This is a genomic window from Virgibacillus siamensis (assembly GCF_039522605.1).
In the GTDB taxonomy this organism is placed as follows: Bacteria; Bacillota; Bacilli; order Bacillales; family Amphibacillaceae; genus Lentibacillus; species Lentibacillus siamensis.
In genome coordinates this window covers 13,611-33,957 of sequence record NZ_BAAADS010000012.1, presented here as the reverse complement: position 1 = coordinate 33,957, position 20,347 = coordinate 13,611, and the positions used below count along the sequence as shown (strand labels likewise).

Genomic DNA, 20,347 nt, shown 5'->3' with positions numbered 1-20,347 from the left:
CTATCATGCAACGGTATCGGCTTTTTGTTTCTTTTCCTTAAAATGCTTATAAATTTTATATGGCCCTACCGTAATCAACGGAAGACCGAAAACTATCAGCATTCCATATCCCAATGCTGTATAACCTTTTGACACCAGATCCATAATTCCGACCTCGGCGAGCAAAACAGAAGCGGCAAGTGTTATAAAAGCAACCAGACCACTTTGTTTTTTCGTCAGTTTCTTTTTTCCAAGTTCTTCGAGATTGTTATCCAATCGTTCCAGGAAAGCATGAATCATGCCTGTTGCTGTCTCTACCAATGTCCAGCCAACAACAATACCAAACAATACGACGACCCAGGTTCCATAACCATCAAGCATCTGCAGCCATGGTATTTCTGCACCAAACACATCCTCTGACGGATAAAATCCCATCAGAGCAAAGTAAGTCAGGAACCAAGGCAACGTCATCAAAACCCCGGCAACAAGTCCTGACACAACTGTATCTTTAATCGATTTTTGCCGCTTCACAGTAAATAATGCAGCGGGATACACAGCAAGATTATAACCTACATAAATGATTCCGCTCCAAATAATCGCCCAGATACTAAAATCGCTGACATAACTTGTGTTACCACTGGCAAAAACCTGCATCGCATCATCCCAAGTTGTACTGATAACCATAATTCCAAAAATAATATAACCAATCATTAATGCAATCGTACCGTACGTTTCAAACCGCTCAATCAACCGTTCACCATACAGGTTCAGGATTCCAACGATAACGGCAATTCCAACCACCCCTATCCAGTAGTTGATTCCAAGGGTACTTTCCACAATCGATCCCGTTGCGGCGGCCATAATCGAAATGATTAACACTGCCAGTAAAAGATAGATAATATCAAATAAAAACCAGAATGGACCGATTAAATTTTTCACCATTGACTTATAATCATAGGCTCTGAAGATTCTGGCCACCTCAAACATCAGAAATGCCATCAGACCAAATCCAAGGAAAATGGCTAAACCTGCTATCCAGCCAAGGGAACCAAACTTTGCCCCATACGCGACAATTTCTCTCCCGGTTGCATATCCTCCGCCAATTAACGTTGATTGAAGAATGATCGCCGGAAGAATGAATCTTCCGAAATTTCCATCGAAAAAACTTTTTTTACCTTGAGTTTGTTCACTCAATTTGCTCCCCCCTTGATTGAAAATAAACGCTTCCCCTTTCCCTCCTCTACTAAAAAATAATCTGCGTCTTCCACTTTAATTTAGCACACAAGCTATAATGAGTCAAGAAAATTTAGACAATTATAAATGCTAATAAAGAACCCGGATATGTTAACTACATTCCGGGATTCCTGCAGAACATTATCTTCTTAATTTGGCAATCAGCCGAAGAATCTCAAGATAAAGCCAGACCAATGTCACCATGAGCCCGAATGCGCCATACCATTCCATGTATTTTGGTGCATTGCGCTTAACCCCACGTTCAATCAAATCAAAATCAAGTGCAAGATTCAATGCCGCAACAATGACAATCCCGACACTGATTACAATTCCAATCGGTCCGCTGTTATGCATGTACAGAACATCGTGCATCCCAAACAGCCGCATTACAAGCGTTGCTAAGTAGGCGAGCAGGATAGCTCCGGTTGCACAAATGACGCCAATCCTGAACTTTTTGGTTACTTTAATTATGCCGGTTTTATACAATAACAGCATCATGAGCAGCACACCAAATGTCAGCAACACAGCCTGCATGGTTATGCCACTGTATAAATCTTCGTACATTGCCGAAACGCTGCCAACCACCAAACCTTCCGCGAGAGCATATGGAATGGATGTAAATGGTGCAACTTTCGGAATGAAGATTGTTACAACTGCCAAAACCAGTCCGGCAATAAGTCCAAGCACCAGCAGTCCGTTGATATTCGTATCGTTGAAATACTGACTCCATGCAAACGCAGCCGAAAGGAACAGAGCTATTGTCAGAATAAACGTCCGATTTATGCTCCCCTGCAATGTCATCCGTTTTGCAATATTATTGCCAGGACGAAACGCTTTATCACTCCATGCCGGATTTGCAGTCTGTGAATATGAGCCTATACCTGCCAAATCTATCTCCCCTTTCAGATAACGTGCTGATTATTGGTAACGAATCAGAAAGTACTTTTTCTTACCCCGTCGTATAATCGTAAATCTGTCGTCAATCCGGTCATTTGCACTGACAACATATTTCGTATCCTGTTCCCGCGTTCCATTTATATAAATAGCACCATTGTTAACATCTTCACGCGCCTGTCTTTTAGATGAAGATATCGAACTGTTCACGAGTAAATCAACCAATCCGATCTCTTCCTTTTCTGTTACATATGCAGGGACGTCTTTAAATCCCTGTTCAATCTCTTCAGCTGTCAGGTCTTGTAAATCGCCGCTAAATAATGATGAAGTGATTCGCTGTGCCTGCTCCAATGCCTCCTGACTGTGAACTTCACGGGTCATTTCCTCTGCAAGCCGCTTCTGTGCCAGCCTTTTTTCCGGATGGTTTTCCAATTCATGCTGCAGTGCATCCATCTCGCCATCTTCCAGAAATGTAAAGTAGTTTAGAAACTTCATAACATCTCTATCATCCGTATTCACCCAGAACTGGTAAAATTCATATGGCGACGTTTTTTCCGGATCAAGCCAAATTGCACCACCGGAAGTCTTCCCGAACTTGGTACCATCAGCTTTCGTAATCAAAGGAACGGTCAGCCCGAATACATTAATCTCCTCGTCTTCCTTCTCTCTTGACCGGCGAATCAACTCCATCCCGGAAGTAATGTTTCCCCACTGATCACTTCCGCCGATTTGCAGCGTACAGTTTTCCTGTTCATACAATTTCATAAAATCAAGGGACTGCAAAATCATATAACTGAATTCAGTATAGGATATCCCCTGTTCAATTCTGGCTGAAACCGATTCTTTCCCAAGCATGTAATTAATACCAAAATGTTTTCCCGCATCACGCAGAAAATCAATTACTGTCATACTTGCAAGCCAGTCATGATTGTTTCTGGCTACAGCCGCATTTGAACCATGATCAAAATCAAGCTGATGAGCCAGTTGTTCTTTAATTTTTTCACTGTATCCTTTTACAACCGATTCATCGTTTAGCGAACGTTCACTTGATCGCCCGCTCGGATCACCGATCATACCTGTTCCTCCGCCAATTAGCGCAATTGGCTTATGACCGGCACGCTGAAATCTTTTAAGCATCGTAATCGGAACCAAATGCCCAATGTGCAGGCTATCAGCAGTGGGATCAAATCCGCAATAAACGGTTACCTGATTTTCACTGAGATGTTTTTTTAATCCATCATCATCTGTTGTCTGATGAATGAGATTGCGTTTTTCCAAGTCTTTTAAAATATCCATATCCACCACTCCCACTTTTCTATGAAATTTTAGAAAAACTCAGGTCTAGCCTTGTTAATAGCGAGTACCGAAGTTTTTCTTATAAGGTCAACCATACCTTATATTTTCTGACGTTAAAAAAACCCATCCCTCCAAAAAAGGGACGAGTTTCGCTCGCGGTACCACCCTTGTTACACCATACGTGTCACCTTGGGATTGTTAACGATGATTCGCACCGTCTTTCTTAGAAGAAGCTCCGGAATTGTAATTCGCCTGCATCTGTTTACTGACTTCCACCCACCGTCAGCTCTCTAAAAAACTGAAATGCAACACTACTGTAATCCATCATTGCACATTTAAAAATTTATTATTATACATTCATACCATACTCTTCCCACAAAAGCAATATGCAGGCATAAATTATTATACATGAATGCCTCGCGCTATGCTATAATAGATTGTGGAATTTTAGGGGGTATTATAAGTGGATTTTAAACAAATGCTTCACAAATATATGGAAAAGATGAAGGACGCCTGGAATGAAGGGAAAATTCAGCGCACGTCCAGAATCACGTACGATGTATTCTGGAATGTTATTCTATTTTTCCTTGTCGTCGGTGTTATCGGCGCTTTTTTCGTCGGCGGGCTGGGTGCTGGTTATTTTGCTTCTCTGGTAAAAGACGAGCCAATCAGAAGTTATGCCAGTATGAAGCAGGACATTTATAACTATGAGCAAACGTCCAAATTATATTTTGCCGGCGGTAACTATTTTGGTGATGTACGTTCGGATATTTATCGGGAAGAAGTTTCACTTGATGAGGTTTCTGATAAATTAATCCATGCGGTAATTGCAACAGAGGATAATAACTACAGAATGCATGAAGGTGTTGTACCTAAAGCAATTGTACGGGCAATGGTCCAGCAGGTAACAAATGCACCATTACAGTCGGGTGGCAGTACGCTCACACAACAATTGGTAAAAAATCAGATACTTACGAATGAAGTTTCATTTGAACGAAAGGCAAAAGAAATATTAATCGCCATGCGGGTTGAACGTTTTTTTGGTAAAGATGAAATTCTTGAAGCCTATTTAAACATTATTCCATACGGTCGTGATGCATCCGGACAAAATATTGCAGGAATTCAAACTGCAGCACAGGGGATTTTCGGGATCGATGCATCGAAACTTAACTTGCCACAGGCTGCTTTTTTGGCCGGGCTTCCACAAAGCCCATCCTACTATACACCATTTAAAAACAGCGGAGGACTTAAGGGCAAGAAAGGCCTCCAGCCTGGCATAAACCGTATGAAAACGGTTCTGGAACGAATGTACGATGCAGGCTACATTACGAAAAAACAATATAAAAAAGCATCAACGTATCATATTGTGGATGATTTCATTAAAGGAACGAAATCACCGGTGGAAAAATATCCATACTTAACCTATGAAGCCCAGGAACGTGCTGAAGATATTATCCTGGAACATCTGGCCAAACAGGATGGGTACTCCATGAAAGAACTGAAAGACGATGAAAAACTGATGAAGGAATATCGGGTTCTTGCTGACCGGGCATTGCGCCATAACGGATACAAGATTCACACAACAATAGATAAAAAGATTCATGACAAATTCAAACAGATTGTTAAAAACTATGAACAATACGGTCCTACTTGGACTGGAGAGGTTGTTGTCAATAAGGAAACCGGTAAAACGAAAACAATTACCCAAAAAATCCAGACAGGCGGAATCCTGATTGAGAATAGCACCGGAAGAATTATCAGTTTCATTGGCGGCAGGGATTTCAATCAGAATAACCAGGTCAACTATGTAACGTCGCCACGCCCAAATGGCAGTACCATGAAGCCGATCCTTGACTACGCACCTGCATTGGAACTGGGAAAGGTACAACCTGGTACACCGATTGCTGACGTCAAAACAGTATTTCCAATACCGGGAAGTGACGCCTGGAGTCCAAGTAACTATATCCAGGGCTCATACCATGGAATTGTTTCTGCGCGTAAAGCATTGGCGCAATCCTATAATATCCCGGCGGCCAAAGTATACAGTAGAATCATTAATCAGAATCCAGCAAAGAACTTTTTAATTGATAAAATGGGTATTACCACCTTGACAAAAGGTGATCAGCACCATATGTCACTTTCCCTTGGCCAGCCCACATATGGAATAACGGTTGAAGAAAATACGAATGCATTCAGCACATTCGGCAATAATGGCAAGTTTAATGATGCATTTCTGATTCAAAAAATCACAACCGCTGATGGAGAAGTTATATATAAGCATAAGAAGGACCCTGTCGAAGTATTTTCACCACAAACCAACTTTTTGACGGTTGACATGATGCGTGACGTTATCGACAGTGGTACAGGGACATTTTTGAACTCACAGCTTAAATACAGTGGAGTGGACTGGGCAGGTAAAACCGGAACTTCGAACTTCTGGGAGGATACATGGTTTGTAGGTGTCAATCCAAATGTCACATTTGGAACATGGATGGGCTACAAAATACCACAATCCATAAAATGTGCAAGCTGTTCATTAAGCTATAGTAACAGGAATATAAACCTTTGGGCGGAACTAATTAACGCAGCGTCCGACATAAGGCCTGATTTGGTTGCACCGGATAAAAACTTTGAACGTCCTGACGGCATTGTTTCCCGCAGCTATTGTGCCATTTCGGGAATGCTGCCTTCTGACTTGTGTAAACAAGCCGGCTTGATCAAAACCGATTTGTTTAACGCTAAATATGTTCCGACAAAAACCGATGATAGTTTGATAGAAGGCTCATACGTTATGGTCAACGGTCAAGCAGTGGTTGCCGGGCCAAAGACGCCAGCTGAATTTACCAAGGGTGATGGACTGGCATTCAATCCGGAATTTCTGGAACGTAAAGGATGGGACAGACTTAATGATTTATCCAAATTGTTTCCTAGAACAAACCGTGATAAATGGGCAAAAATTGGCTTGCCATCATCAGATGTCAGCTCAAATGTAATCGAGGATGACGGTAAATCACCGTCCGCGCCTTCGTCAGTTTCCATATCAGGGGGAACCTTAACCTGGAACAAGTCAAGCAGTGATGATGTTGTCGGTTACCGGATTTATAAAGCATCCAGTCCAAATGGATCGTACAGCAAAGTCGGCAGTACAACAGACACAAGCACATCCATTTCAGGAAGTGGTGCTTACATTGTTCGGGCGGTGGATTATTTTGGATTGGAATCATCTGCATCAAAGCCGGCTACGTCCGGGAAACAGGTTAAATCAAAAAAGGATAACCGGAACAAACAGAATAAACCAGATAAACCGAAAAAACCGGGTAATACCGGTAATGACGATTCGGGTAATGTCAATAATGACGGCAATGGTAATGAAGATAACGGGAGCGGCAATAATGGTAATACCGGAAGTGATAATACAGATCATGAAGGCTCTAATGGCAGTAACGGCAATGGTGATAACAGCGAAGGCGAACATGACGGAAATAATTCAGATAAAGAAAAAGATCCTACTAATAATGGAGACAATAACAGCAACTAAGTACAGGCATCATCTGTTTAAAGAAGAAAATCTCCATTGTTAAAACATTAAATGCACCGCCTCACGCGGTGCATTTTTATTATAAAAACGTATGTGCTGGTGAATTCCTCTTTCGCTATGATGGAAGGTTTTGAACAGATTTACGATTGGCGGAAATTTTTCCTTTAGCCTGCTTTAACGTCGCTACGATAAGAAAGCTGACAATCACCAATAAGAGCCATGAACTCACTTTTCCCAGGTGAACCAAACTCCATGCATCGGTTTGGTTTGGATATTCCCAGGCACCAAAGAACGTTGCGATATTTTCAGCAACCCAAATGAAGAAGCCGATGAGCACAAACGAAAGTGTAAGTGGCATACGGTAGCGAGTTCCAGCAATCTCGTATGTAACCCATGATTTCCAGAATACGATTAGAACAAGGGTGGATAGCCACCAACGGATATCAACCCAAAAATGGTGTGTGAAGAAATTTAAATAGATCGCAGCAGCAAGCGGAACAACTGCCAAAAAAGCAGGCCAATTCACCAATTCCACTTTTAACCTCCTCCATGCCTGACAGAGATAGCTTGCTACACTCGCATACATGAATCCACTGTACAGCGGTACGCCAAATATTTTAAAGTATCCTTCTTCCGGGTACGACCAGGAGCCCATATGTACTTTAAAGACTTCAAGTGTGAGTCCGATAAGATGAAACAGTGTGATTACCTTCAGCTCATCCCGTGTTTCAAGTCCGGAGCGCACCATCCAGACCTGCATAAGAAGAAAGATGATGAGCAGCCAGTCATACCGCGGTAAAAATGGAAGCGGAACGATTTGCGTAATGGCTAAAGAAGCAAAGATAACAACAGGAAATAAACAGGACAATGCCTGATCCCAACCAAAACGAACAAACTGTTCCACACCTCTTTTCAATTGCACTGACCATGTTTCTTTCTGAGAAGTATTGTGAATGATTGAATTCATACGCTTCCCCCCTATAAAAAAGCTCGCACATCGGAATTATTATCTCTACCCTCTTAATTGAAATGCTGCGCCAGCGAAACATCGCACGAATAAAAAGTGCTTTTCTTTTTCGAGAAGTCTCCAAGAGCCGATTAAAAGATTTCGATTTCTTGCCTTTGACCCTAACAGTGTGTCGAACATAGCAATCTCGACGGATTCGTACCTATTAAAATAATAATAAAGAACTTGTTTTTTCCATGCTAAACAGCTTTATTTTAAGACCCTTCCATATTTCCATCGCTTTGGTATTCCAAAATATCGCCTGGCTGACAGTCCAAAGCCTTGCAAATAGCTTCCAACGTTGAAAATCGGATTGCCTTTGCTTTTCCGTTTTTCAGTATGGAAAGATTGGCCATTGTTATGCCGACCCTCTCTGAAAGCTCGGTAACACTCATTTTTCGTTTCGCCAGCATTACGTCAATATTAATTACAATTGCCATATTAATTCACCTCAGACCGTTAAATCGTTTTCTGATTTGATATCAATCGCTTCTTTTAAAAGCCTTTGAAGAACAGCTGAAAATACTGCAATCACGATGGAAGCACCGATTATGACCATATCGATTAACATGAGGCCCGGTGCATCATCCCATTCCGCTATCATATAGACAAGTGGTGAAGCTACTACATACATACCACTGATGGTGATGGCACAATTCTTATTTTTTTTAGAGCACTAACAGAATCTATGGAAAAAGCCCTTCGCCTGTCAATATAACTTAAAAGTTTTAATGCCTGGTATAAGGCCATGTAAAACGGAATTGTCGCTGCATACATCACAAACAAAATGCCAATTACGATATAAGCCAGCTCTGACCCCTTTTGTACCTGCTCAATAGCTTCATACCCTATCTTCGGCAGCAAAAAAATGCATAAAGCAAGGACCGGAATCCCAATAACAATAACCGCTATTTTTAAAAAGAGTGTTGATCCCCGTTTCATAAAGCACCTCACAAAATTATTTTAACTAAACTTTAACACATCATTTATTGTTTTTCAATAAAAATATATCGAATTTGGTAATTTAATTATTGTTATGTAATGATAAGATAAATTATTAAGCAGTTTCTGGTTTTTACTAAAAATTCGCTACAATCTCCTGTATAATGAAATTATCAAAGGTATTTTATTGAGGCGGTGAAAACGTGGAGCATATTAAAACATACCATTCAATGGAGCGTAATACTGAACAGGGCTCTATATTTATTGAAGGACCGGTCCCTTCATCCGAACTGAAGAAATACCATTTTCATGAACATTTAACGGCATTTCGCCGTGCGCCACAGCAATTTGAAGCAATCCAAAACATCGCGGAGTTTGAAGAAGGCCGAATCATAATAGCCAGGACCAGAGATACAATCATCGGATATGTCACCTATTTGCATCCGGATCCACTGGAGCGTTGGTCGGAGTTTAAAATGGAGGATTTGATTGAACTTGGTGCGATTGAAATTATCCCAGCATATCGAGGAGCCGGAATTGCATCAGGACTTTTGAAACTGTCCATGCGAGATGACTATATGGAAAATTACATTATTATCTCCACTGAATATTATTGGCACTGGGATCTTGACGGGACACGTCTGAGTGTTTGGGATTACCGTAAAGTCATGGAAAAAATGATGGCAGCCGGGGGACTCTCCCCAGCGCCAACGGATGACCCGGAAATTATTTCACATCCTGCCAATTGTCTAATGGTAAGAATCGGGGAAAACGTACCGGATACATCCATCAATAAATTTGATAAACTGAGGTTTTTGCAGCGACATCAATATCGAAATATGAGGGAGGGATTCTAATGCTGGTTGAAGAAATTATGAATACAGATGTTGCTTCTTTGCCACCAACGGCGACAATTGCCTCGGCATTGAAACTGCTTCATGAAAAAAAGATCCGCCACATTACCATTATCAATGAAGAAAAAAATGTGATAGGCATTGTTTCCGATCGGGATGTACGGGATGCAACACCTTCCATTTTTGAAGAAAACAGGGAACATACCGAACTGCAAAATGAGATTCAAACGATCATGAGTCAGCCGGTAGTGTCTGTGCATCCGCTTGACCTTGTTGAGGAAATTGCCGGAATCTTTTACGAGGAAGAGTTCGCCTGCCTGCCTGTTATCAGCAGCAATAAATTGGTTGGGGTTATCACGGAAAAAGATATGCTCCACACACTTATTGAAATTACAGGAACGAATGTGCAGAGCTCCCATATCGAAGTGAAAGTTCCGCACAAACCGGGAATTCTACCGGAAGTTGCTGCAATATTTGGCGCCCGGAAAACAAACATTACATCCGTGTTGGTTTACCCGTATAAAAATGATGCAAATTATAAAATTCTGGTGTTCCGCATTCAAACGATGAATCCTTTGCCTGTGATAAAAGACTTGCAGTCAGCAGGATATGAACTGATGTGGCCTAATGACAATGCGGGGCCAGAACGATGAGTTGCAGTTCAGTCTTTGTTTTTTCAAATGCTTTTTTAAACTACCATTTTCATGCGGATCACCCTTTTAATCAGAAACGGGTATTGCTGTCAAAAACTTTATTGGAACATTCCGGACTGCTGGAAAAGAATGATATAATTCAGCCGAGACTTGCTACTGTTGATGAGCTTAGCCTTTTTCATGACCTTAGCTTTATCGAAACAGTCAAAAAGGCAGGAAGTGGTGAACTGGGTTCGGATGAAGGATTTGAATACGGACTCGGAACAGAGGATACGCCAATTTTTAATGGGATGCATGAAGCTTCCAGTTATTTGGTTGGCGGTACGCTCGCTGCAGTAGATTATGTACTGCAAGGAAAGGCTGAGCACGCCCTGAATCTTGGCGGCGGACTTCACCACGGTTTTAAGCGAAAGGCGAGCGGTTTCTGTATTTACAATGATGGTGCTGTTGCCCTTAAATATATCCGTAAAAAATATGGGCTGCGGGCATTATATATTGATACAGATGCACATCACGGTGATGGTGTTCAATGGGCGTTTTACGATGATCCCAATGTCTGTACGCTTTCCGTCCATGAGACTGGCCGTTACCTGTTCCCCGGAACCGGAAATGTGAACGAACGGGGGATTAAGGCAGGGCATGGTTATTCTTTTAATCTGCCAATCGATGCATTTACAGAGGATGAATCATTTTTACAGGTTTATGAGGCCGCTCTAAAGAATATTGCGGCATATTTCAAACCGGACGTTATCGTGACACAGAACGGGGCTGATGCACATACATATGACCCGCTGACACATTTATGTTCCACCATGAAAACGTATGAAAAAATACCACAGCTGGCACATGAAATTGCGCACAAATATTGTGACGGGCGCTGGATTGCACTCGGTGGAGGCGGTTATGACATGTGGCGCGTCGTACCCCGTGCCTGGGCTCAGGTTTGGAGTGTCATGAAAACCGGTGCCGCACAAACCGGATCCATTCCGGAAACTTGGCTGAGCAAATGGCAGCAGGAAGCACCAGTTTCGTTACCGGCAACCTGGCACGATAGCGAAAACATCGTTCCACACATTCCACGCAGAAAGGAAATAACGGAGAAAAACGCCAAAATAGTACTAAACGCGTTAAAATATACACAAAACACACAATCGGGGAGGTGATTTTTCACCTCCCCTTTGCTTCATCATTATTTAGTTGATTTTCTTTCTTCGATCCGGTGCGGAAGAACAACTTTCTTCTCCTCCACCTCTTCTTTATTCATAAATTTAGTCAGAAGGCGCATTGCTACTGCACCGATGTCATACATTGGCTGTACAATGGTTGACAATGTCGGCCGAACCATTGCGGCCAATCTTGTGTTATCAAACCCAAATACTTCAAGATCTTCCGGAACGTTATATCCTTTATCCTGCGCACCGTGAATCACACCGAGCGCCATTTCATCGGAAGCGACAAAGACAGCAGTTGGTGTGTTTTCCAGTGCCAATAATTCTTCAACAGCTTCAATCCCTGAATCATAAGAGTAGTCACCTTTCAGAATATAATCATCATCAACACTAATTGACTTCTCACGCAAAGCACGCAAATAGCCTTTGTGCTTCTGCTGATTAATTAATGTGTCTTCACGGCCCGATATAAACGCAATTTTATCATTTGCTTTTTCAATCAAAAATGATGTTGCTTCGTAAGCTGCCGCTTCATAGTCAATGTTTACAGAAGGAATTGTGTTCGTTTCATCATATGTTGCCGCCAATACAACCGGAATTGAGGAACTTTCAAACTGCTTAACGTGTTCTTCGGAAATATTCCCGCCCATAAACAGTATACCGTCCACCTGTTTTTCCAGCATTGTATTAATTAATTGTAATTCCTTATCCTTATTCTGATCGGAGTTACTTAAGATAATATTATATTTATACATGGTTGCGATATCTTCAATCCCTCTTGCCAGTTCAGCGAAAAAGATGCTGGAAATGTCCGGAATGATCGCACCAACCGTTGTTGTCTTTTTGCTTGCTAAACCGCGTGCCACCGCGTTGGGCCTGTACCCTAATTGTTCGATTGTATTCAGTACCTTTTTTCGGGTAGCTGGTTTTACATTCGGATTTCCATTGACGACCCTTGATACGGTTGCCATTGATACGTTTGCTTCTCTTGCTACATCATAAATTGTTATATTCACGCTAATCTACCTCCATCGATACGGATCCTTATGCATATATCATACTTCAACGTCAGGAAAAACACAAAAAATTTAAGGCTGATCACTTGGATCAGCCTTAACAAAAACTACTTTCGATTCGAAAATGTCTCCAGTTCATCGACAAAAGAATGAAACGTTGGAATATCCATTTGCTGTGCAGCATCCGATAGCGCTACCGCCGGATCCGGGTGAACCTCAGCCATTACGCCGTCTGCGCCAATTGCCAATGCAGCTTTTGCGGCTGGCAGCAGTAGATCCCTGCGCCCAGTTGAATGTGTTACATCAACCATAACAGGCAAGTGTGTTTCCTGTTTTAGAATTGGCACAGCTGAAATATCCAATGTATTTCTGGTTGCTTTCTCATAGGTTCGAATACCACGTTCACAAAGAATAATATTACCATTGCCGCGTGATATTATATATTCGGCTGCATTTATAAACTCAGAAATTGTTGCCGACATACCGCGTTTCAATAGTACAGGTTTGTCAACCTCCCCTGCTGCTTTCAGCAATTCAAAATTTTGCATGTTTCGCGCGCCGATTTGAATCACATCAATATAATCCAGGGCTTTTTCTACATCAGCAGGATTGACTATTTCACTCACAACTGCCAAATCATACTCATCAGCAACTTTCTTTAATATCTGCAGTCCTTCGAGCCCGAGACCCTGGAAATCATATGGTGATGTACGCGGTTTAAATGCACCGCCACGCAAAAATTTATTGCCGTTTTGTTTAACCGCCTTGGCAACTTCAGCCACTTGGTCATAACTTTCCACTGAACACGGCCCGAAAATATGATGGGTATTCCCATCACCAAATTTTTCTCCTTTAATATCGATAACGGTATCTTCAGGCTTCATTTTTCTGGAAACAAGCAATGCCTTCCGATGATCATCCACCTGTAATTCGAGACTTGCTTTAAAAATTTCCTTGAATATGTGTTCAATCGTGGAATTTTCAAATGGGCCATCATTTTTTTGGGTAAGCTCATCCAGCATGCTGCGCTCCCGGACAGGATCAAACCGCTTAATGCTCTGCTTATTTTTTACTTTCCCGATTTGCTGTGCTGTTTTTGCACGTTCATTGATAAGATCAAGCAACTCCATATTAATCCTATCAAGATTTTGACGTAATTGCTCCAATTCGTTTTGGCTCATCGTAACCCCTCCTGAACACTGTGTTTTTACCTGTTGAATTAGGCAGATTTTTTAATAATTAGAAACCATTATAACGAATTATAATACGTTTGTCATCAGGAATTTTTAAAATAAAAAAACCATTTTGATGTTTCCAAACCAGCACAGGGAAAGGATTTTTAATCAAACCTGTTGACATTAAACCGATAAAGCGCTTACTCTATTTTACCGATTTTTTTTAAAATCCTGCATAATATATTTCAAATTTATAATAACGAGGTTTCCGGCATAATGTATTCTTTCATAGTATATCCGCGCTTCTCCCGTCTCCGGCTTGCCAACAAAAAAATCTGCAACGCACTTATCGCGTTACAGATTGGTGTATTACTATTACCTTTTACTTTGTCTCTTCAGCTTCTTCAGCGGCTTCCTCAATCGCGTCAGCAAGTTCTTCCGCAGCTTCCTCTGCAGCTGTTTCATCATTTTTTCGTTCGTTCCATTTGTCCTGAACATTTTTCGTCAGTTCCTGTGTTTTCTGTGAAAATTTCTCTTTGGAGTCTGACGCTTTGTTTTTCAGATCAGATCCTTTTTCATATGCTTTTACTTTCAAATCAGAGCCTTTCTCATAAGCGGCATCTTTTAACTGTGTGGCACCTTCATTCAGACTTCCTCTTAATTCAGTTCCTGCTTTTGGTGCAAACAATAATGCAGCGGCTGCACCCACGAATCCGCCAATAAGCGTACCAATCAAGAAATCTTTACTATTAATGTTGTTCTCTCCCATGTTAACATGCCTCCATTTTTATTTATTTTTTTTCTTTTTTAAATAATCTACGGCTGCATTTCCCCATTTCATTACCTGTGAAGTTGATTCCTGATTTTGTGATGCAGATTTGGAAATACTTTTTGATAATTTGCCCATCGAATTGTTAAAATTCTTGAACGTTTCCCCGATTCCTTTAATACCTTCAAATAATCCATTTAACCTCGACGACTTTTCATTTACATCGTCTGCCAATTTATTGGTTTTGCTCAACAAGGCAGATGTCTCTGCCGTTATTCCCTGCATTTGCTGATTAAGGCTGTCCAATGTACCTGAAACATTACTCAATGTCTGTTTGGCAGCCTTCAATGTAATTGCCAGGTAAATTACAAGCACAGCAAATGCAACTGCAATGATAATTGCTGAGATATACAACAAACTTTCCACTGGTAGATCAGCTCCTTTGATTTAAACGACGTTTTCATGCCTGCTTTTTTCTGAAATGCTTAATAAATGCTGTAAAATAGATATTTGTAAACAATATCCCAAAATAATAGTACATAAACATTTTAACATAATGAATGATGGCTTGTACCGAATTGCTTCATCTTCTCATTTGTGTAAAAAAGAAAAGGAAAATAGAGCCTTGCAGTTCAGGCTCATTACGCATTTAATCTATTGTTACCGGTCAAAGATAGCTGTTCCTCGTATGCCTGCTGAAATTTTTGGATATCTCCTGCACCCATAAATATCAGCACACTGCCAGCATCCTCCTGCAGAACATCTGTATTGGACAATGTCAGAATTTCACTTCCATCAATCAGTTCCTGCAAATCATAAATGGTAAGTTTCCCGCTGTCTTCCCGTGCAGACCCGAAAATATCACACAAATATACTTTATCGGCATTGCACAAACTATCGGCAAACTCCCGCAGAAATGTTTTCGTCCGTGAAAAGGTATGCGGCTGGAAGATTGCAGTCACCGGTTTATCGTGATACTTCTTCCGGGCAGAATCAATAGTTGCGGTGATTTCTTTCGGATGATGTGCATAATCATCGATCAATACCTGATTACCGATTCGCTTTTCGGTAAATCGCCGCTTCACACCCTGAAACGTACTGAGAGCCTTTATGTCATCCGACTTCATATTTTCATAATGACAAATTGCAATCACTGACAATGCATTAAGAATATTATGGTCACCATACAACGGAATTAAAAAAGTGTCATAATACGTATTGCGGACAAAAACATCAAATTCCGTTCCATCATCCGTTTCCTGTACGTTTTGTGCCTGGAAATCGTTTGTTTCTCCAAAACCGTAATACACAACAGGAACTTTTGCCTGAATTTTTTGAAGCTGTTCATCATCACCACATGCAATAATTCCTTTTTTTACACGCTCCGCCATTGACTGGAATGCATTAAACACATCATCTATACTAGTGAAATAATCCGGGTGATCAAAATCTATGTTGGTCATTATCGCATAGTCTGGCTCATACCGCAGAAAATGACGCCGGTACTCACACGCTTCGAACACAAAGTACCTGCTATCCACATGTCCTTTCCCTGTACCATCACCAATAAGGTATGAAATAGGGTATGTCTCATTCAATACATGTGCCAGCAAGCCTGTGGTCGAGGTCTTCCCATGTGCACCGGCTACGGCGATACTTGTATACTGTTTGAGCCATTCTCCCAGAAATTCATGATATCTGTAGAAAGATAATCCTTGTCGTTTTGCTTCTTTTATCTCCGGATGATCATCAGAGAATGCATTTCCGGCTATTATCGTATAACCCTCTTTGATGTTACTTTCTGCAAAAGAGAAAATCGGGATATTCTTATTTTCCAATGCTTCCTGTGTAAAAAATCGCTTTTCAACATCGGAACCCTGAACACTTTCCCCGGAATCATGAAGTATTTGGGCAAGTGAACTCATCCCGGTTCCCTTGATACCAATAAAATGGTAAGTTGTCATAAAAAAGAACCTCCAAAAAATATATAAAAACCACTATAATTTAATACAATCTTATTTATTTAAACAGTTACTAAATAATTATAGCAAAACTTTCCCAGGTGTAAAATAAATTTTATTGCATTAATCATTTTGCGGGTGGAATTCCACTTGTTCCATTAACGGGTTGGGGCGATAGCGCCGGCCTTCTTTCGCCTCCCGCGTCCCATTCAGCAAAACATTGTCACCGGTAAAGCCGATATGAATTTTTAAAAGATTTCCGCCAACACCATACATATCGACCGGAACTCCCAGCTCTTCAAAATGACTGATTCGTTTCTCGGTAAATCCTCCGGTCACAACGATATTCACATGTGAAAAACCTTCGTCATCAAGTGCTTTACGAAGCGCAAACACCAGCTCCGGATTGACACCTCTTGGGTCGAATGTACCCATCAGGTGATGATTCCGCAAAAAGTACTTATCGACGAGTGTTCTGGAAGTATCAATACGCACTCCCTTTAGGTCTTTCCCAAAAATTTTGGCAACCTTTAGTGAATCTGTAATAACGTCATTGTTATAGTCAACAAGTGTAACAAGGTCATCTTCGGGAAACATTTCATGATATGCCTGTGTTGCTGCCACAACATCCCCCCGGAACATCTGAATCATAGCGTGCGGCATTGTTCCCATTCCGTGTTTACCCCACCATTCATTCATCGCATGTGTAGCCTGTGCAGTCGACCCGCCAATGAATGCTGCATAACCGTCTCCGGCCTGCTGGGTGTAATGATCATCCCGGTCACCCATGAAAATGATTGGCTTTTGTTTTCCAGAGGAACTGGCCGCTTTTACCACATTATATACATTCGTCGCCACCGATGTTCTTCTTGCCAGAATACCATCTATAATCCCTTCCAGAAAACCAAACTGCTGATAGGAGCCGGAAATCGTAAGAACAGTTTCGTATGGAGTTATCTTATCCCCATCCTTCAAAGAGCGTATCTTAAGCGTCTCCGGATTATCTGCAAATGTATGTACCAGAGCGATAGCTTCATCTGTTCCACAAAGTACTGCATTGCTTCCTTTCTGAAAAAATTGCATGGTAACATGATTATTCGGAAGCTTTTTTTCAGCCATCTCCTTTGTTTTCAAAAAATATACGGCTGAAAACCAACCCTCTTTTATTCGTTCATCAAATTTAAATGTTTTATTTGTCAACCTTTTAATCGTTCCATCCAACTTTTGCTCAATTTCCTTCATAACAGTTATCTCCTCTTGTCGATGCAGGTTTATATATCTGCAAAGTCCTTATTTACAACCTGCAATGAAATATTATCACCGTAATTTTATCAAACCGCATACCGCTGTTCATCGTTATGTTTCAATCTGGGCTTCTGATACAAGAACATCCCGGGGTTTGCTCCCGTTCTGCTGTGCAATAATCCCTTTGCTTTCCATCGCATCCATCAGCCGCGCTGCACGGTTATACCCAATTTTAAAATGACGCTGAAGCAGAGATGTACTTGCACTGTTCTGGCTGACCACAAATCTGATTGCATCCTGCAGCAAATCATCTTCATGATCTTCATGTGAAATCTGTTCCAATAACTGTTCCTGCTCAAATGCGTACTCTGGTTCTGCAATATTCCTTGCATAGTCCGTTATCCGCTCGATTTCCTCGTCCGAGACAAAAGCGCCCTGCAGCCGGATACTCTTTCCTGCTCCATTCTCAACAAACAGCATATCCCCTTTGCCTAGTAATTTTTCAGCACCACTTGTATCCATAATCGTTCGTGAATCCACTTGAGAGGATACACTGAAAGCAATCCTGGTTGGAATATTGGCTTTAATCAACCCAGTGATGACATCAACCGATGGACGCTGGGTTGCAAGAAGAAGATGAATCCCACATGCACGCGCCTTTTGGGCAATCCGGCATATTGCATCTTCCACATCCTGAGGTGATACCATCATGAGATCTGCCAATTCATCAATAACGATAACCATAAATGGCAGCTTTTCATCCAGTCGGTTTTGTCTGGCCATTTTTTGATTATACCGCTCTACATCCCTTACACCTTCTGTAACAAATTTATCATACCGTTCTTCCATTTCTTTAACCGCCCATTTTAACGCTGCTGTTGCAGCCTTAACATCGGTAATGACCGGTGAGATGAGATGTGGAATGCCGTTATACGGCGCAAGTTCAACCATCTTCGGATCAATCAGCAAAAACTTCACATCATCATGGCTGGCTTTATATAACATACTGATTAAAATTGTATTAATACAGACACTCTTGCCGGATCCCGTTGCACCTGCGATCAGACCATGTGGCATTTTTTGAATATTTGTTATCAGTGGGCTTCCTTCAATACTTAACCCCAATCCAATCGTTAACGGAGATTTTTCGTGCTTAAAATTCCCGCTTTCAAAAATCTCCTGCAGTCCGACAATTTGCGGTTCCCGGTTTGGAATCTCAATACCTATTGTATTTTTTCCTGGTATTGGTGCCTCAATACGTATATCCTTCGCAGCCATGTTCAGTTTTAAATCATCACTCAGATTTTTTACTTTGCTGACCTTAACCCCCATCTCCGGCTGTACCTCGAAACGTGTCACAGATGGCCCCCGGGTTGTATTCACCACTTTCGCACGAACATTAAAATGCTTTAATGTCTTTTCCAGCAAATCTTTCATTTCCCGCATCCATATTTGATCATTTTCTGTCTTTACAACAGGGTCATTTAACAAATGATATGGTATCGACGGATATTGTGTTTTTGTGACAGGTTCGGCAGATGAAAAGTTCCTGTCGGGTTTTGGTTTGCTTTCACGATGCCTTCGTTTATCGTTTGCTGACATCATGACATTAAACGGCAATGGTTTCTGGTTACCGTCTGTTTTGTCATTCTTTCCCTTCCTGTCAAATTTTCTCTTCGGTTTCTGTTTCGGATTAGCATTTTGCTTTGAAGCCGTTGCGTGGTTCCTATCCGAATTTGTATCCGACTTCGGGACAGATTCCCGGACTGGGCCTTGGACAGATTCCTGCATCGGGTCCTGCTTGGGTTCCTCTGTAGTAACCTGTTTTTGTCCGAGTTGCTCATTTTTTATCTGATCGGACGGCCTAAGCTCGTCAGCATATGTATTGGTTGCAGCAATTTCAGTTCCAAATGTTTCCGCGCTGGTTTCTTCTTTCTGGCTTTTACGTTGATAGGCGGGTACATCTTCCACCTCTTTTTCTTTCCTGCGCTCGTGATAACCGTAAATCGGTGATGGGACCGGTGTCGGTTCAAAAGGTTTTTTCGAGTAAAAATCATTCTGTTTTTTTTCCTGCTGTTTATGAGTGGGTCTTTGTTTTTTATTTTCTGATACAGGTCGTTCTGGTACAGATCGTCGTTTCTTTTTACGGGCATATGCAGGAATATCTGATGTATTTTCCTCTTTTGGCTGATCCGGAATAACAGGAAAGCGGAATGATTTTTTTTCAGGATACCGATACGTCATTTTCGCCTCGATATCGTCATTTCTATGCTCAATTTTTCGTGTTGGTTTTTCTTCCGTTTCTTCTGTTTCCACTGTCTCCTCTGTTTCAACAAAAAGAAAGTTGTTTACTTTCTTTTTAATTTCATCCCACATAAATCTTCACTCATTTCCATAATAGTAGACGTTATTCATATTTTATCAGTTTTTTTATTTTTTTGTAGGGGGAAAAGCGAAAAGCGGAAGCGCCCGTTTAGTGACGTACAAACTGGAGCACTCCGCAATGAGATAAAGGAAACACGGTGAGCTGAAAGCGAACCGATGTTGACTTATCGTAGTGAGGAAGTGTGAAGTTTGCTAGTCGCTGGGCGCTGGAGCTGGACATGGCTTATCTTGC

At 41.4% G+C, this 20,347-nt stretch carries 16 protein-coding genes, 1 pseudogene and 1 other annotated feature; of the genes and pseudogenes, 4 read left to right on the top strand and 13 right to left on the bottom strand.

The features are described from left to right. Positions 1-3: 3 nt before the first annotated feature. From ABD010_RS08270 to tyrS, 3 genes are all read right to left on the bottom strand, one after another. Positions 4-1,173 (bottom strand): YkvI family membrane protein, encoded by a 1,170-nt coding sequence (locus tag ABD010_RS08270; RefSeq protein WP_343811991.1) that lies wholly within the window; start codon positions 1,171-1,173, stop codon positions 4-6. Between the two features lie 180 nt (positions 1,174-1,353). Further along, positions 1,354-2,100, bottom strand: a complete 747-nt coding sequence (locus ABD010_RS08265; RefSeq protein WP_343811990.1) for a Bax inhibitor-1/YccA family protein — start codon at positions 2,098-2,100, stop codon at positions 1,354-1,356. 30 nt (positions 2,101-2,130) lie between these two features. After that, positions 2,131-3,402 carry a tyrosine--tRNA ligase gene (tyrS, locus tag ABD010_RS08260; RefSeq protein ID WP_343811988.1) on the bottom strand — a complete coding sequence of 424 codons (1,272 nt, stop codon included), beginning with the start codon at positions 3,400-3,402 and terminating at the stop codon, positions 2,131-2,133. 135 nt (positions 3,403-3,537) lie between these two features. Then, positions 3,538-3,739: a binding site (T-box leader), on the bottom strand. Positions 3,740-3,865: 126 nt separating this feature from the next. Here tyrS and ABD010_RS08255 point away from each other — a divergent pair. Continuing rightward, the gene (locus ABD010_RS08255; protein ID WP_343811987.1) at positions 3,866-6,940 is read left to right on the top strand and encodes a transglycosylase domain-containing protein; all 3,075 of its coding nucleotides are present in this window, start codon (positions 3,866-3,868) and stop codon (positions 6,938-6,940) included. A 115-nt stretch (positions 6,941-7,055) separates the two neighbouring features. Here the strand turns inward: ABD010_RS08255 and ABD010_RS08250 are convergent, their stop codons facing one another. From ABD010_RS08250 to ABD010_RS08240, 3 genes and pseudogenes are all read right to left on the bottom strand, one after another. Beyond that, positions 7,056-7,907, bottom strand: a complete 852-nt coding sequence (locus ABD010_RS08250; RefSeq protein ID WP_343811985.1) for a DUF817 domain-containing protein — start codon at positions 7,905-7,907, stop codon at positions 7,056-7,058. Positions 7,908-8,161: 254 nt separating this feature from the next. Further along, complete coding sequence (locus tag ABD010_RS08245) at positions 8,162-8,386, bottom strand: helix-turn-helix domain-containing protein (RefSeq protein WP_343811983.1); 225 nt, start codon at positions 8,384-8,386, stop codon at positions 8,162-8,164. A gap of 11 nt (positions 8,387-8,397) precedes the next feature. After that, a pseudogene (locus tag ABD010_RS08240) lies at positions 8,398-8,888 on the bottom strand (DUF2975 domain-containing protein). Positions 8,889-9,091: 203 nt separating this feature from the next. On the opposite strand from ABD010_RS08240, the gene ABD010_RS08235 reads away from it, so the two are divergent. Genes ABD010_RS08235 through ABD010_RS08225 form a run of 3 tightly spaced genes read left to right on the top strand, consistent with a single transcriptional unit; the run spans position 9,092 to position 11,558 of the window. Continuing rightward, positions 9,092-9,745 carry a GNAT family N-acetyltransferase gene (locus tag ABD010_RS08235; RefSeq protein WP_343811981.1) on the top strand — a complete coding sequence of 218 codons (654 nt, stop codon included), beginning with the start codon at positions 9,092-9,094 and terminating at the stop codon, positions 9,743-9,745. Continuing rightward, a complete protein-coding gene (locus tag ABD010_RS08230; RefSeq protein WP_343811979.1) occupies positions 9,745-10,395 on the top strand; it encodes an acetoin utilization AcuB family protein in 651 nt (216 codons plus the stop codon). The genes ABD010_RS08235 and ABD010_RS08230 overlap by 1 nt, the downstream gene beginning before the upstream one ends. Beyond that, positions 10,392-11,558 carry an acetoin utilization protein AcuC gene (locus ABD010_RS08225; RefSeq protein WP_343811977.1) on the top strand — a complete coding sequence of 389 codons (1,167 nt, stop codon included), beginning with the start codon at positions 10,392-10,394 and terminating at the stop codon, positions 11,556-11,558. The genes ABD010_RS08230 and ABD010_RS08225 overlap by 4 nt, the downstream gene beginning before the upstream one ends. 26 nt (positions 11,559-11,584) lie before the next feature. Here the strand turns inward: ABD010_RS08225 and ccpA are convergent, their stop codons facing one another. The 7 genes from ccpA to ABD010_RS08190 form a co-directional block, all read right to left on the bottom strand. Beyond that, positions 11,585-12,580 carry a catabolite control protein A gene (gene ccpA / locus ABD010_RS08220; protein WP_343811975.1) on the bottom strand — a complete coding sequence of 332 codons (996 nt, stop codon included), beginning with the start codon at positions 12,578-12,580 and terminating at the stop codon, positions 11,585-11,587. Positions 12,581-12,687: 107 nt separating this feature from the next. After that, positions 12,688-13,761 (bottom strand): bifunctional 3-deoxy-7-phosphoheptulonate synthase/chorismate mutase, encoded by a 1,074-nt coding sequence (locus ABD010_RS08215; RefSeq protein WP_343811973.1) that lies wholly within the window; start codon positions 13,759-13,761, stop codon positions 12,688-12,690. Positions 13,762-14,137: 376 nt separating this feature from the next. Then, the gene (locus ABD010_RS08210; RefSeq protein ID WP_343811971.1) at positions 14,138-14,524 is read right to left on the bottom strand and encodes a YtxH domain-containing protein; all 387 of its coding nucleotides are present in this window, start codon (positions 14,522-14,524) and stop codon (positions 14,138-14,140) included. Between the two features lie 18 nt (positions 14,525-14,542). After that, positions 14,543-14,950: a DUF948 domain-containing protein gene (locus tag ABD010_RS08205; RefSeq protein WP_343811969.1), complete on the bottom strand. Its 408-nt coding sequence runs from the start codon at positions 14,948-14,950 to the stop codon at positions 14,543-14,545. A 215-nt stretch (positions 14,951-15,165) separates the two neighbouring features. After that, complete coding sequence (gene murC, locus ABD010_RS08200) at positions 15,166-16,488, bottom strand: UDP-N-acetylmuramate--L-alanine ligase (RefSeq protein ID WP_343811967.1); 1,323 nt, start codon at positions 16,486-16,488, stop codon at positions 15,166-15,168. Positions 16,489-16,608: 120 nt separating this feature from the next. After that, entirely contained in the window at positions 16,609-17,727 is a 1,119-nt protein-coding gene (locus ABD010_RS08195; RefSeq protein ID WP_343811965.1) for a nicotinate phosphoribosyltransferase, read from the bottom strand. A 114-nt stretch (positions 17,728-17,841) separates the two neighbouring features. Further along, complete coding sequence (locus ABD010_RS08190) at positions 17,842-20,106, bottom strand: DNA translocase FtsK (protein ID WP_343811963.1); 2,265 nt, start codon at positions 20,104-20,106, stop codon at positions 17,842-17,844. Between the last annotated feature and the right edge of the window lie 241 nt (positions 20,107-20,347).

Bases quoted from the DNA above. Each gene is read 5' to 3' on its own strand.
- tyrS (WP_343811988.1), bottom strand. From the start codon at position 3,402: ATGGATATTTTAAAAGACTTGGAAAAACGCAATCTCATTCATCAGACA.
- ABD010_RS08250 (WP_343811985.1), bottom strand. From the start codon at position 7,907: ATGAATTCAATCATTCACAATACTTCTCAGAAAGAAACATGGTCAGTG.
- ABD010_RS08245 (WP_343811983.1), bottom strand. From the start codon at position 8,386: ATGGCAATTGTAATTAATATTGACGTAATGCTGGCGAAACGAAAAATG.
- ABD010_RS08230 (WP_343811979.1), top strand. From the start codon at position 9,745: ATGCTGGTTGAAGAAATTATGAATACAGATGTTGCTTCTTTGCCACCA.
- ABD010_RS08225 (WP_343811977.1), top strand. From the start codon at position 10,392: ATGAGTTGCAGTTCAGTCTTTGTTTTTTCAAATGCTTTTTTAAACTAC.
- ABD010_RS08215 (WP_343811973.1), bottom strand. From the start codon at position 13,761: ATGAGCCAAAACGAATTGGAGCAATTACGTCAAAATCTTGATAGGATT.
- ABD010_RS08210 (WP_343811971.1), bottom strand. From the start codon at position 14,524: ATGGGAGAGAACAACATTAATAGTAAAGATTTCTTGATTGGTACGCTT.
- murC (WP_343811967.1), bottom strand. From the start codon at position 16,488: ATGACAACTTACCATTTTATTGGTATCAAGGGAACCGGGATGAGTTCA.
- ABD010_RS08195 (WP_343811965.1), bottom strand. From the start codon at position 17,727: ATGAAGGAAATTGAGCAAAAGTTGGATGGAACGATTAAAAGGTTGACA.
- ABD010_RS08190 (WP_343811963.1), bottom strand. From the start codon at position 20,106: ATGTGGGATGAAATTAAAAAGAAAGTAAACAACTTTCTTTTTGTTGAA.